The organism is Bradyrhizobium sp. 21 (assembly GCF_023073335.1).
Taxonomy (GTDB): domain Bacteria; phylum Pseudomonadota; class Alphaproteobacteria; order Rhizobiales; family Xanthobacteraceae; genus Bradyrhizobium.
The window spans coordinates 415,881-429,549 of the sequence record NZ_JADPJG010000002.1; the positions used below are offsets into that span (position 1 = coordinate 415,881).

The 13,669-nt window shown below is 64.9% G+C and carries 13 protein-coding genes; 6 read left to right on the plus strand and 7 right to left on the minus strand.

Going from position 1 to position 13,669, the window contains the following annotated elements; genetic code table 11:
* A partial coding sequence (locus IVB31_RS01885) for an MFS transporter (protein ID WP_247317871.1) occupies positions 1-670 on the plus strand: 670 nt, incomplete at its 5' end.
* A gap of 204 nt (positions 671-874) precedes the next feature.
* Positions 875-2,320 (plus strand): hypothetical protein, encoded by a 1,446-nt coding sequence (locus tag IVB31_RS01890; RefSeq protein ID WP_247317873.1) that lies wholly within the window; start codon positions 875-877, stop codon positions 2,318-2,320.
* A 1-nt stretch (position 2,321) separates the two neighbouring features.
* On the opposite strand, the gene IVB31_RS01895 is transcribed toward IVB31_RS01890, so the two are convergent.
* From IVB31_RS01895 to IVB31_RS01930, 7 genes are all read right to left on the minus strand, one after another.
* The gene (locus tag IVB31_RS01895; protein ID WP_247317875.1) at positions 2,322-3,005 is read right to left on the minus strand and encodes a class I SAM-dependent methyltransferase; all 684 of its coding nucleotides are present in this window, start codon (positions 3,003-3,005) and stop codon (positions 2,322-2,324) included.
* A gap of 6 nt (positions 3,006-3,011) precedes the next feature.
* Complete coding sequence (locus IVB31_RS01900; protein WP_247317878.1) at positions 3,012-4,007, minus strand: glycosyltransferase family 2 protein; 996 nt, start codon at positions 4,005-4,007, stop codon at positions 3,012-3,014.
* A 171-nt stretch (positions 4,008-4,178) separates the two neighbouring features.
* Positions 4,179-5,741, minus strand: coding sequence for a hypothetical protein (locus tag IVB31_RS01905; RefSeq protein WP_247317880.1), 1,563 nt, complete (start codon positions 5,739-5,741; stop codon positions 4,179-4,181).
* A gap of 1,561 nt (positions 5,742-7,302) precedes the next feature.
* Positions 7,303-7,467 (minus strand): Flp family type IVb pilin, encoded by a 165-nt coding sequence (locus tag IVB31_RS01915; protein ID WP_247317885.1) that lies wholly within the window; start codon positions 7,465-7,467, stop codon positions 7,303-7,305.
* 193 nt (positions 7,468-7,660) lie between these two features.
* On the minus strand, positions 7,661-7,879 hold the full coding sequence (locus IVB31_RS01920) for a hypothetical protein (RefSeq protein ID WP_249802949.1): 219 nt from the start codon (positions 7,877-7,879) through the stop codon (positions 7,661-7,663).
* Between the two features lie 137 nt (positions 7,880-8,016).
* Complete coding sequence (locus IVB31_RS01925; RefSeq protein ID WP_247317887.1) at positions 8,017-8,253, minus strand: hypothetical protein; 237 nt, start codon at positions 8,251-8,253, stop codon at positions 8,017-8,019.
* A 59-nt stretch (positions 8,254-8,312) separates the two neighbouring features.
* A complete protein-coding gene (locus tag IVB31_RS01930; RefSeq protein ID WP_247317892.1) occupies positions 8,313-9,293 on the minus strand; it encodes a Ku protein in 981 nt (326 codons plus the stop codon).
* A 233-nt stretch (positions 9,294-9,526) separates the two neighbouring features.
* Here IVB31_RS01930 and IVB31_RS01935 point away from each other — a divergent pair, with 233 nt between their 5' ends.
* From IVB31_RS01935 to IVB31_RS01950, 4 genes are all read left to right on the plus strand, one after another.
* Entirely contained in the window at positions 9,527-9,682 is a 156-nt protein-coding gene (locus tag IVB31_RS01935; protein ID WP_247317895.1) for a hypothetical protein, read from the plus strand.
* A 219-nt stretch (positions 9,683-9,901) separates the two neighbouring features.
* Positions 9,902-10,576 carry a response regulator transcription factor gene (locus IVB31_RS01940; RefSeq protein WP_247317897.1) on the plus strand — a complete coding sequence of 225 codons (675 nt, stop codon included), beginning with the start codon at positions 9,902-9,904 and terminating at the stop codon, positions 10,574-10,576.
* Between the two features lie 91 nt (positions 10,577-10,667).
* On the plus strand, positions 10,668-12,044 hold the full coding sequence (locus IVB31_RS01945) for a sensor histidine kinase (protein WP_247317899.1): 1,377 nt from the start codon (positions 10,668-10,670) through the stop codon (positions 12,042-12,044).
* A gap of 162 nt (positions 12,045-12,206) precedes the next feature.
* On the plus strand, positions 12,207-13,607 hold the full coding sequence (locus IVB31_RS01950) for a hypothetical protein (RefSeq protein ID WP_247317901.1): 1,401 nt from the start codon (positions 12,207-12,209) through the stop codon (positions 13,605-13,607).
* Positions 13,608-13,669: the final 62 nt, after the last annotated feature.

A 13,669-nucleotide genomic window follows, 5' to 3' on the forward strand; every position in this document is an offset into this window, starting at 1 on the left:
CGGAAAGGTTGCGCCCTTCGCGTTGACGGCCGGCGGATGCGGGCTCGGCGCGATCACCGGCCTCACCGTGCAGCTCCCGCTCTATTACGAAGCGGTCTACCACCTCAGCGCCAGCGAGGCGGGGCTGGCACTGATACCGCTCGCGGCCGTCTCGACCTGCGGCGCGGCGATTGCCGGCCGCACCATGGCGCGCGCCAGGCACTACAAGCGCGTCGCCATCATCGGCACCTCTTGGGCCGCGATTTGCGCACTGGGCCTCACGCTCACCACCTTGCCGCTGTGGGGGCTTCTGACCTTGATGGCCGCGTTCGCGCTCGGGCTCGGCACGACCTTCCCGGTCTGCGTGGTCTCACTGCAGAATTCGGTTGCCCGTCCCCAGGTCGGCACCATCACCGGCGCCATGAACTTCTTCCGCTCGCTGATGTCCTCGTTCACGGTCGCGGCGTTCGCGGCGATCCTGCTCATCGCGCTCGGCGCCGACGTTCCGCTCGCCGGCGAGCATCACGGCGCCGTCAGCGCGATTCCCGCCGACGACATGCGGCACGCCTTCCGCTACGTGTTCGGTGCCGCCACCGCGCTGATGACCACCGCCGCGCTCTGCCTGATCGCGATGGAGGAGCGGCCGCTGGCCGGCCCCTCCACGGTGCCACCCGTCGAGATGGCGGAGTAGGGACCGCTCATCGCGGCCACGCTGCGGAAAGCTGCTCTTGCACCGCAAGCGGATCGTGAATTCGGTGAACGCGCCGGCTCGTCGGCCCCGCGGATTCCCGCCGGCAAGATATGGTTCACGAACGGTTCCGGCCATCTTGGGCTGGGCCCGGCGCGGTGAACGTCAAAGGAGAATTTAACGCTTGCGCCTTACCTTGCGCTCGCCATGAGTGACCAGGCCGTGCACAGCGAGGTTCAACAGTTTTCGGCGCGTGCGGCGCTCCCCTGGCTGGTGAGCCTTGGCGTCTATACCCTGCTGCTGATCCTTGGCCCGCGGCTGCTCAGTGATCCCGACAGCTATTCCCACATCGAGGTCGGGCGCTGGATCATCGCGCACGGCACCTTGCCGGCGAGCGACCCTTACTCCTTTTCGATGCACGGCGCGCCCTGGATCACCTTCGAATGGCTCTCGGAGGTCATCTACGCCGGAGCCTACATTTTTTTCGGCTGGCCGGGCGTCCTGGTCGTGGCCGCCGCGGCGATAGCGCTCGCCTTTGGCCTGTTCACGTACTTCCTGTTGCGCGAGCTTTCGCCGACCCAGACGCTGCTCATGGTGATCGCGGCCGTCATCCTGTTGGCGCCGCATATGCTGGCGCGGCCACACGTCCTCGTGCTGCCGGTGATGGTGCTTTGGGCGGGAGCCCTGGTACGCTGCATGGATCGTCGCGGGCCGCCGCCATATTGGGCCCTGCCGCTGCTCATCGTGTGGGCCAATCTGCACGGCAGCGTGGTGCTGGCGCTTGGGCTGATCGGCCCTGCGGGGCTCGAGGCGCTGCTGCGCGAGAAGCGCAGCGAATGGCCGCGCGTGGTCCTGCGGTGGCTGCCATTCACGGCCCTCGCGGTCGCAGCGTCCTGCCTGACGCCCTACGGGCCGGAGCCGCTGCTGATGCCGCTGACGACACTCGGCCTCGGCCCCGCGCTCGGTTGGATCTCGGAATGGCGGCCGCAGGATTTCAGCCACGTCGGTTTCTTCGAGTTGCTGCTGCTGGCCGGCATCTTTGCGCTCTCGCGCGGCATGACGCTGCCGGTCGTGCGGGCATTGGTGGTGATCGGCCTGCTCCATTTCGCGCTGGCGCAGATCCGTAATGCGGATCTGCTCGCCATGCTGGCGCCGCTCTATCTGGCGGCACCACTCGGGCGGGCGTTCGGCGGACCGGCCGGGGACGATGCGGCCGGCTCGTCGCGCGGGCTGAACCTGGCCGCGCTCGGCGTGTTGATCGTGGTGAGCGGGGCGGCGCTGGCGCGTGACATACGGCCGGCTTCGGTCATCACCCCTCAGGCTGCCATCGCGCAAGCCAACCTCGCCGAGGCGGGGCCCGTGCTCAATGATTATTCCTTCGGTGGCTATTTGATCTTTGCCGGCATTCCCACCTTCATCGACGGTCGCGGCGAGCTGTACGGGGGAGCGTTCATCAACCGCTACAATCGTGCCCTGGCGCTGGTCGACCTCGGCGATTTTCTCAAACTGCTCGACGAATACAAGATCGGCGCGACGCTGCTTGCGCCGGAGACGCCGGCGATCGCGATGCTCGACCGGCTCCCCCAATGGCAGCGCGTTTACAGCGACGACGTGGCGGTCGTGCACAAGCGGCGAGATACGTCGCCCAAATAGGTCAAGTGGTCCCGAAGGCGGCGTATTGGCCGCCGAGCCACACACCGCTCAGGGCCTCTTCGAGGCGCCGCGCCGGTTTGGTGTCCCAGGGCAGCAGCAGGAAATGGCGCGCACCGATCTCGTGCAGCCCGCCGTCGGCCATCAACTTTCGGGTTGTGCCGGCACCGAGCAGGACCGCGTCCCGGTCGAACTCGCAACGCGCGACGGCAAGGCGCGTCAGCGGGTTGTACGGATTGTGCTCGATGACGCAGACGAGCCCCCCGGGGCGCGTCACGCGCCGCATCTCGGCGATGAATTGCGTCCATTCGGCCGGCACGACGTGGTGCATCACGCAGATGGCCGTGACCAGATCGAAGCTGGCATCGTCGAAAGGAAAGCTGCGACCGTCAAACTCGCGGTAGTCGACCCCGCCGTTGACAGCGCGGGCCTGCGCCAGGCTGGCCGAAGAGACGTCGATACCGCTCAAGCGGCCGACCATGCCGTGCAGCAGGGGATGAAGGCTGCCCACGCCGCAGCCGACGTCCAGCATTTCCGGCCTCTTTGCGTCGAGCCGTTGCGCGATCAGATTGGCCAGCAGATCGGCCTTCGCGCGCATGAAGAAATCATGCGGCAAGCCGGAGAAGTCGATCGAGGATTGGACCACGTCACGGTAGTTGTCATGATAACCGTCGAAGAGCTCAGCCATGCCGGGTCACTCGTTGACGGCGTGGATCGCGGGTGCGGCCGCCGCCTCGTTGCGATCGAAGCCGGCGCGCGTCTGCACCACGTAGAGCGGGCGGCGTTTCACCTCGGCATGGATGCGGCCGACGTAAAGCCCCACAATGCCCGTCATCAGCATGTTCATTCCGCACAGTAGGGACACGACGACCATCGTCGAGGACCAGCCGGTGACGAGATGACTGTCCTTGCTGAGCCACAACAGGATCACCCAGCCGCCGTAGAGCAGTGCCAGGCCCGAGACCGTCAATCCGCACCAGATTGCCAACCGCAAGGGCAGATCGGAAAAGCCGAGCGCGGCGTTCATTGCCAGCCGCACCATCTTGAACAGCGGGTATTTGGTCTCGCCGGCTGCGCGCTCGAGGCGGTGGAAGGCGACCTCGGTCTGCCGGAAGCCGAGCCAGGCGATCATGCCGCGTACGAAGCGGTCCTGCTCCGGCATCTGCCTGAGTGCGTCGAGCACCTTGCGGTCGATGAGGCGGAAGTCACCGACATCGGCGGGGATGCCGACCGAGGACATTTTGCCGAGCAGCCGGTAGAACAGATGCGCGGTCGCGCGCTTGAAAGGGCTTTCGCCCTCGCGCGACAGGCGGCGGGCGTGGACGATGTCGTTGCCTTCCTGCCATTTCGCGATCAATTGCTCGATCACTTCGGGCGGATCCTGCAGATCGGCATCCATGACGATGATCGCCTCACCTTGCGCGGCGTCCATGCCGGCGGTGATGGCGATCTGATGGCCGAAATTTCGCGACAGGCCGATATAGCGAAAGCGCGGGTCGCGCGTGGCGAGCGCCCGTAGCACGATCGAGCTGGAATCGCTGCTGCCGTCGTCGACGAAGATCGCTTCTGCCGGCCCGTCGAGCCGGGACAAGACCAGGTCGAGCCTGCGCAGCAGGACCGGCAGCACGGCTTCCTCGTTGAACACGGGGATGACGAGGCTGTAGCGGATCGACGGGAAAGTGGCCGCCATGCGGGAGAGTCCAACTCGTTGCAGGGGCGGAAGTCTATGTCGGCGGTGGTTAAGGCGGCCTTGCCGCAACCGTTAAGGTATGCGGCGCTGGGGTGGAGTCGGACTGCGGGGAGGGCTATCGCGACGGTGCGGCAATGCCGGATTAACCACGCTGGCAGCCGCGGCCTCGGCCTACGACCTGCGGCGGATCTTGTAGAGAACAAATCGCTCCGAGGCGTCCAGCGCTTCCAGCAGCTCCGGCAGCGGGTTTGCGACCCGCGGCCCAAGGACATAGAGATAGTCGTAATCTTGGTGCCAGGTGCGGACAAACGGCGGAATGCCCGTCGGCGGCGGGCCTGCCGCGATCGCGGTCAGCACGCCCAACGGCATCGGTCCTCCATAGGGAATGGCAAGTCGGCGCACGGCCTCGCGTGGCCGCACGGGCTGCTTGCCCGCTTCCGTGAAGAGATTCGGCACGAACGCGTTGGCATAGTGCACGGCCAGCGTCGGCGCATAATACATTGGATATGAGGTGAGGTCGGCGAATGGCGGATCTCCCTTGTCGTCCGTGCCGGCGACGAGGATTCGTGAGCCGCGATCGATCTTGTGGAACGACTCGATCATGGCCGCATAGTCGGTGCGGTAAGGCAGCCACACCGTGAGGACGACGACGAGATTGATCAGTGTGATGCCGCTGATCGTGGCGAGCGCAGCCATTCGCGATGCTCGACTGGGCAGCGACAGCGAGCAGAAGGCCGGCAGGATCAGAGCCGCCGCGGGAATCACGCGGAGGTCGACGAACGAGGTCCCGAACAGCTTCGAGGGAATGACGACGTAGAGCAACGCAAAGCCGATCGCGAGCCAGATCCCCGCCCGTTCGAGCTTGAGGACGCCGCGTCTTGCGGCGAAAAGCAGCGAGATCATCAGCGCCAGACCGGTCGCCGCCCCGACCGCCAAATTGTAGCCGTTCATGATGCGCAGCGGCCAGATCGGCTTGAATTCGAGGAACCAGCTCGTTCCGTCGCTTCCGATCGATCCCGCGGTGATGCGCATGATCCCGAACAGGGCGAGCGCCGGTATCGCCAGCGCGCCGAGCCGTGCGGCGGCGACCCGGTACGAGATCCGCCGGTGGGGCATGCGCGAGAGCTCGTAAAGGCCAAGCGTTGCGCCGTAGATGCCGAGGGAGAAGAAATGCGCCGCAAACAGCGCAGCGACGAAGACCATGTTGACGACGAAACGCAGGGGCCATTGGCGTTCCGCCAGCATCAGATAGATGGCGATGCCCCAGAGAGCGAGGCCCAGTCCGAACTCGAAGTTCACAAAACCCCAGCTGAACGGCAGGCAGTAAAGGAAGGCGAGCGCCGCAAAGCCGGCGAGATGGACACGTCCCTTCCGGGCCCATTCGAGCAGCAGCGCGCCCCCGACGATCAATGATTGGCTCAGGAGCAGAAACAGCCGCGTGGCGGTCTCGACGCTCATCAGCCGCGCCATCTGCGGGACCAACAGATCCATTCCGAGGTTGGGATAGAAGGCCCAAGCCACCTCGTAATGCGGATTGGCGTCGGGGGTGCCGTTCTGGCTCAGAATGTACATGCGGGCAAGGTGATTGGGATAATCGACCATCGCGGGGATAGGGGTCAGCAGCACCGGGAGAAACGAGACGACCGCCAGCATCGCAAAAACGGCGATCGCCACGGATCGCTCCGAGCCAGGAGGAGCCGACATTGTCAGGATCGGCTTGTCTGAAGAAACCATGTCATCGGGCCGCTGGTTTTGAGCCTACGCTCTGCAATGGTGCCGCTGTACGACCCAACGCCATACTGCGAACATCGTAAACATCAAACCTCATGCAGCGGTTGCGGCCATGGCCGTGCGCTCAACGCTAACGGAAAGGAAATTTCCGCGAGGCAGCGAGCTTGCCAACCGCCACAGCCGCAGGTCGGGTTGGCCCATGGCTCACAAGCATCCTATTTGCAGTTTTTGCAGATCGTCAGCTTTCGTTTCAACGCCTCGTCTTCCTGATCGACCGATGACTGCCCTGTATCCAGATTTAATCTGGAGCCGCTTGCTGCGCGTGACCTCACAGGCGGCGTCGGCTGACTGGACGTGTCATTGCCGTCGACGGTGCCCACGCTGAAGCCATCGTAGTCGGCGGCCGGATTCGGCGCCGGCGGAGGACCGCCGATCACGGGTGTCGAAGCTTCCCTGCCGGAGACCGCCGGGGTAGTTCCGGAGCTTTTGACGCCCGCGCGTGGCGGCGATGCATCCGGCGCAGCAAGTGAGACCGGCGGCCCAGCCGAAGTCTGTCCTCTCGCGCTATCGTGCGGCCAGACGCCCACAAACGTGAGGCTGAGAGCCAGGAACGCCACGCGTCTCATCCGCATCCTTCAAGCAGTTCTGGTTCATCAATTGACAGCATGGCTCGTCGAGCCGCTGAAGAGTATCAGGACTCGGATGATCGTCAAAGCGCCGGAGCCCAAATGGAGCGCAGCGTCATCCTGACAACCACATCCGCAACGGATGTCGCTGCGCTTCCATACGGGCTACGATCCGTTGCGTTGCCCGACGGGCGAAACACGCTAGTGCTGGGTCAACCATCATGGCTCAAAATATTCGTATTTACAGAAATTCTGTTTTGCCGTACAACCCGAAACAGCTCGGCCCGCTACAAGGGGCGTTTCGCGACCGTCACGGGACGCGGGCCGGGATGCGGTGGCCTCGACGGCGTCGGCGCGCTGGGCAGGTTGCAGGGCGGGAATCCCGTGAGCAGCCGGCTCTCGCGATACGACACGGCGCTGACAGCGTCCTCGTTCGGCCTCGACGGTGAGCGCACGCCAGCCATCGGGGGACCGGCGGGGATGTGCGCGGACGGAGAAGTCGTGTGGTCCTGACGCCCGGGGTCTGTGCGTCAAGTCCCAGCGGTGATGTGGCGGCCCGACCGGGAGCGCGCATCAGTCATCCGCGGGGCGACGGGGGCAATAGTGCATCGCTCCCCGAGGAGAGCACGAAGGACACCGTTAAAACCATCCGCGCAGGGAAGGCCGGGATGTCCCGGCGTCACCTGTGGTCCACCCGTGCGCATTTATCCGCACACGGGATCTCGGGTGCCAGCCGGCGCCCGGCCTTCCCTGCGCCCTTTCTTCAAAGAGGGCTGAAGACGACAGCAAAGCTCGGGCGAAAGCCGTCGCGAGAACACGAACCGCGTGTCGGTATGGGCGTGTCTGTATGGGAATGTCGATTGGAAAGAGGAGCCGCATCTGCGGCGCGCTGCACGCGGACTCACGCTGGTCGGATTGTGGCGCGTCGGCCAAGCCGGCTATTTCACCGCCGTGCTGACCGAGTTGAACTTGCTGCTCAGGAGCGCGCTGCCCGTGTTGTTCACGGCGGTGATGATCGCGAGCGCGATGCCGGTGGCGATCAGGCAATACTCGATGGCGGTGGTACCATTTTCGTCGGCCAGAAATGACTTGAGCAAAGTCATCGTCAACTCCTGTTCATCCGTCCAACGTAGGCTGGTGCCGTTTTCGGAATGGTAAATTGATTCACTAATGTTTGCGGGGGCGCGTCAAAACGAAGGTCGGATGGTCCTCACCTGCCGTTTGATATGGTGTCATCGATTGACTTAAGGTTTCGTCACTCAATTCGCACGCATTTGGCGATGGCGCCGTCCCGTCTCAGGACGAAATCGGGCGTCCCGGCGCGGCCTTGCCGGGACGTTTCAGCACCGCGGTAAGGCATCCGACCAGATAGCTCACCACGCGCGGCTGCGCCCGCGCGGTGCTGACGGCGGGGTTCTCTTCCTCGGCCGTGTCGTTCACGATGCCGATGTAGTTCTTTCTGGTGTCCTGCTGCTGCACGAGCCTGCAACCCGGGTTCAATCGAGCGGCGACCATGCTGCGCACAGCAGGAATCGACGGTTAATTTTGTCTTCCGTACGATTACGTGTCGCCCCCGCGACCGCAGGCGGGCGCTGAAAGCGATGGTGCGGTTTAACGGATTGTTGAGGCTGTTCTTGGGCTCCACGCCGGACTCACCCGCGCTGACCGTCCGCGTTCAGCGCCCGCAGCATCGCGATGCGGGCGAACGTCATCCAGCCGCCGCCGGTCTCGGCGGCGTTGATCAGGGTCTCGATCGCGGTCTGCCAGTGGCTCGCGTGCTGCGTATCCTCACGCAGTCGCATGATGTGATCGGCAGCCTCTTGCAGCGTCCGCAGCTTGCGCCCGTCACGCAGGGAAATCGGTTCGTCGAACGCAGCCGACCACGGCATGTCAGGTCGGCCGGTCGGCGAGGGGAGACATCACGGCGTGATGAGACGATGCGATGCTGCTAGCCGGCCTTCTTCGCTCGCACCGGCGCGCGCACCGGCTTGTCGGCTTTCTTGGGAGCGGCCTTCGCAGCAGCGTCCTTGCCGCCCTTGCCTGATATTGGCAGCAGCATCTCGCGCTGGCCTTCGACGCGCTTCTTCGTCTTCTTGCCCTTGACCGTGTCCTTGGCGGTCTCTTTGGCGACCTTGGCCGCGGGGCTCGCGTCCTTCTCGTTTGCGATGCTCTTCTTCAGCGCGTCCATCAAATTGATGACGTTGCCGGTCTTCGGGGTGGCCTTCGCGGTGATGGGCGCGCCGCTGCGCTTCTTGTTGATGAGTTCGATCAGCGCACTCTCGTAATGGTCCTCGAACAGCTCGGGCTCGAACGCGCCGGACTTCTTCTCGACGATGTGCTTTGCGAGGTCGAGCATGTCCTTGGTCAGCTTCACGTCCTGGATGTCGTCGAAATAGTCCTTCTCGCCGCGGACCTCGTAGGGATAGCGCAGCAGCGTCCCCATCAGGCCGCTCTCGAGCGGCTCCAGCGCGATGATGTGCTCGCGGTTGGTCAGCACCACGCGGCCGATCGCGACCTTGTCCATGCTGCGGATGGTCTCGCGGATCACCGCATAGGCGTCGTGACCGACCTTGCCGTCCGGCACGAGATAATAGGGGCGGATCAGATAGCGGTTGTCGATGTCGGCCTTCGGCACGAATTCGTCGATGTCGATCGTGTGGGTCGAATCGAGCGCGATGTCGTCGAGCTCGTCCTTGGTGACCTCGATGTAGGTATCGGTGTCGACCTTGTAGCCCTTGACGATGTCCTCGGAGGTGACCTCGTCACCGGTCTCGGCGTCGACCTTGAGGTACTTGATCCGGTGGCCGGTCTTGCGGTTGATCTGGTTGAACGAGACTTTCTCGGTATCCGACGTGGCCGGATAGAGCGCGACCGGGCAGGTCACGAGCGACAAACGCAGAAAACCCTTCCAATTGGCGCGGGGGGCCATGGGCTACTCCAAACGCAACAGGGACAACTGACGAGGATACCATCGGGGAACAACGAATCATAGCAAGGCGGACTGCGAAATCTTGCAACTGCGTTAATCGGCCGCCGGGCGCGTGGTTGCTGCCTGCCCCCCGTAAATGCCGGAACATCATATCCAATCACGCGTTGCCACGGGACATCACGCCGCAAGGAGGTCGCGGCCATCCGACGCGACAGCCAGAGATTGAGGTCACCATGGCAACCACGCGAGACCAACGTCAGATCGTTGAAACTGCGACCGAGGCCCGTCAGGGCGAACCCGGGCCGTCAGTGGCCGCGCTGCTCGCCATCTCGACCGGGCTCGCGATCCTGATCCTCGCCGTCATCTGGTTCGTGTTCTTCCGGACCTGACGGCCGAGGCCACGTTCGCACCTATCGACTCGCCGCGTAACGCGGCACATTGCGCCCGCCATGCCGTCGGCTCGTCCGGTGGCCTGGCGGGCGCAGTCGCGTCGCAGATCGTAAATGACGAAAAAGTAACGCGGCCCGGTTCCCCGTGTTCATATTCAGTTCACGCCGGAATTGCTCATCTGGCGCGGTGTTTCATGCGGCCTATTTCTGGAGAGAAGCGTGCGCCTGCTCGTTGTTGAGGACGACCCCGATCTCAATCGCCAGCTCACCAAGGCCCTGACCGACGCCGGCTACGTCGTCGATCGCGCTTTTGACGGGGAGGAGGGGCATTATCTCGGCGACAACGAGCCCTATGACGCCGTGGTGCTCGATATCGGCCTGCCGAAGAAGGACGGCATCTCGGTGCTGGAGGCTTGGCGGCGCAACGGCCGCACCATGCCGGTCCTGATCCTCACCGCACGCGACCGCTGGAGCGACAAGGTCCAGGGCTTCGATGCCGGCGCCGACGACTACGTCGCAAAGCCCTTCCACCTGGAGGAGGTGCTGGCGCGCATCCGCGCATTGCTGCGCCGCTCCACCGGCCATGCCCAGAGCGAGCTGAGCTGCGGTCCCGTCACACTCGACACCAGGACGGGCCGGGTCAGCGTCTCCGGCAATCCCATCAAGATGACCTCGCACGAATATCGGCTTCTGGCCTACCTGATGCACCATTCCGGGCGCGTCGTCTCCCGCACCGAGCTGGTCGAGCATCTCTACGATCAGGATTTTGACCGCGACTCCAATACGATTGAAGTCTTTGTCGGCCGCATCCGCAAGAAGCTCGACGTCGACATCATCCAGACCGTCCGTGGCCTCGGCTATCTCCTGACCCCGCCGACTGCGCCGGGCGCTTGAAACGTCCGGGCTTGACGGGCGGCCCGACAGGGGCCTTGTTCCGGTCATGACGTCTGACGCCATGCCACCCCGCGCCTCCGGGATCATTCCGATGCCCGCCAGCTCGCTTGCGAACCGCCTGTTCCTGTCGGCGACTGCGTGGCTCGTGGTGATCCTGGCCATCACCGGCGTGGTGCTGTCGTCGGTCTACAAGAACGCCACCGAGCGCGCCTTCGACCGCCGGCTCAATCTCTATCTGCGCACGCTGATCGCCGAGGTCGCCACCCCCGACGAGCCGCCGGACCGCCAATTCCAATCACTCGGCGAGCCCCTGTTCGAGCTGCCGCTGTCCGGCTGGTACTGGCAGATCACGCGCACCGACACCGAAAAGCCGGAGGTGCGCTCCTCGCGCTCGCTCTGGGACAAGAAGCTGCCGAAGCTGGAAGAGCAGGGCACCGAGCTCCCCGCCGCCGGGATCCGGATCGCTTATGTCGACGGTCCGGAGGGACAGAACCTGCGCATGGTCGAGCGTCCCGTCGATCTCGGCGCGGACGGCAAATTTCTCGTCAGCGTCGCCGGCGACGACACCGAGATTTTCGACGAGACGCGCAGTTTCGATTACTACCTCGGCGGCACCTTCACCGCGCTCGGCATCGTGCTGCTGCTGACCACCGTGTTCCAGGTCCGCTTCGGCCTCGCGCCGCTCAAGCGCATCTCCGAATCCATCGCCGACATCCGGTCCGGACGGGCGGAGCGGCTCGAGGGCGAATTCCCGGTCGAGATCGCGCCGCTGGCGCGCGAGACCAACGCGCTGATCGATGCCAATCGCGAGATCGTCGAACGCGCACGCACGCATGTCGGCAATCTCGCGCACGCGATCAAGACGCCGCTCTCGGTGATCGTGAATGAAGCTGGCGCCCACTCCGCCGATCCGTTCGCGGCCAAGGTGATGGAGCAGGCGCACGTGATGCGCGACCAGGTCGCCCACCATCTCGAGCGCGCGCGCATCGCGGCGCGGGTCTCGGTCGTTGGGACCGTGACGGAGGTCGCGCCCGCCATTGAGGCGCTGCGGCGGACCATGGAGAAGATCCATCGCGACCGCGGCATCGTGGTCGAGGCCGAGGCCGATCCGTCGGCCAAATTTCGCGGCGAACGCCAGGATCTGGAGGAGATGGTCGGCAATCTCGTCGACAATGCCTGCAAATGGGCGGCCTCGCGCGTTTTCATCGAGGTTCTGGTGGAGACGCCGCACCAGGCGGGTGCGGGCCCGCGTCTGCGGATCATCGTCGATGACGACGGCCGCGGCCTGTCGGAGGCCGAGCGCGCCCAGGTCTCCCGGCGCGGTCAGCGGCTCGACGAGTCCAAGCCCGGATCGGGGCTGGGGCTGTCGATCGTGGTCGACCTCGCCGCGCTCTACGGCGGCAGCCTCTCGCTCGGCGGCGCGCCGACCGGAGGCTTGCGCGCCGAACTGGTGCTGCCCGGAATATAATCCTTTGTTCCCAAGGGGTTATTCGCCGCGATCGGCACCCGTTGGGAGCAGACCGGAGGCATTCGGAGCCACGTCCTAAACGGCTTCTTAAGTGGGGACCTCCTAAGATCGCGCCCGGACGCATCCCATGTACCGCCATTTTACCGTGCATTACCCGGACGCATGAGCCAGACATCGATCGAGCGGCTGAGGGAATACCTCGCGCAGCTCCCGCCGCAGTCGCAGGCGCTGCTGATGCGGGAGTTCGAGCGCGCGCTCGAGCGCGGCCAGGACACCGCCGTGGCGACCCTCGTGCTCGAGCAGTTGCGCAAGATCGTCCGCAAGACCGAAGCCGACGACGCTCCGCCGCCACGCACGGACGACCTGTCGCGGGTGCTGTTCCAGGTGCTGGAACCGTTCCTGGTCGAGGCGGGCGTCCCGATCCGGGTCGGCCAGATCCGCCGCTCTTCGCTGCATCCGATCTGGCAATGGCTCGGCCGCGACGGCGCCGCGGACAAGCTGAACGAATTCGAGGCGGCGCTCGCGCGCATGCCGGCCGACAGTGCAGGGCAGGTCGAAGCGCTGGCCTCGAAGCTCCAGGCGGTGGCCGCGGAGGCCATCTTCGAGCTGACGGGCCCGGGCGGCGGCGACAAGTCGCGCGCGCTCGCCCGTGTGGGCCCGCCGAACGTGATTGAGGATCTGTTTTCGGTTGGGGCGGTGCTCCAGGTCCGCGACGCCATCGCCACCCTGAACGAGAAGCTGCCGCGTTCCCTGCGCGCTTTCGGCGATCCCCAGATCGCCTCGGTGACGTCGGCGCTCAATATTCCCGTCCTCCAGACGCCGCAGATGCTGCCCTTCGCGCTGTCGATCGTCGTGCAGCGGATGACCGCGCCGTGGCAGATCATCCGCCTCGCCATCAAGATTGCCGCGTCCGACGACGAGATCCGCGTGGCGGCAACGCCTTATGGCGTCGCCGTCACGATCGCGCTGCATGATCTGTCCTGTGTCGCCGCGATCCTGCGCATGGACATCAAACGCGGCCATTTCGACAACGTCGCCGGCAATCTCAAGTCGCTGCACGACGGCGCCCGCGGCCTGCGCACCGAGCTCGACCTGCGCAACGATTCCGCCTGGGGCAAGCAGTTGACCTCGATCCGGGCCGACATCTCCAATGCGCTGCAATCCGAGATTGACAGCGTTCCCGGCCGCGTCCGCCGCATCCTGCGCCAGCGGGCCGAGAAGGACATTCCGCCAGGGGCGCGGATCGACAGCACCGAGGTCGAGGAAACGGTGGCGCTGATCGATTTCGTCGCGACCTGCCGCAATTACGCGAGCGAGCTCGCGATCAACGAGGTGACGCTGCGCACCTATTCCGACCTTCAGCAATATGTCGAGCGGTCGACCGAGCAGCTTGTGCAGTCGCTGCGCGGCGCCGATCACAAGGTCCGTATCTATCGGCAGCAGCAGGTGCAGGCGGCGATTCGATTCTGTCAGGTGCTGTTCGGCGACGATTACGCCTCGCTGATGAGTCGCGCCGCGGAGAACGCCGCCGCGGGCGAGCGCAAATCGTCGCGCGCGAGCTGATCCAGGCGCATATTTTCGTGATCACAATTTGAGGTTGACGGTGCGGGTGACGGGCCCTACGG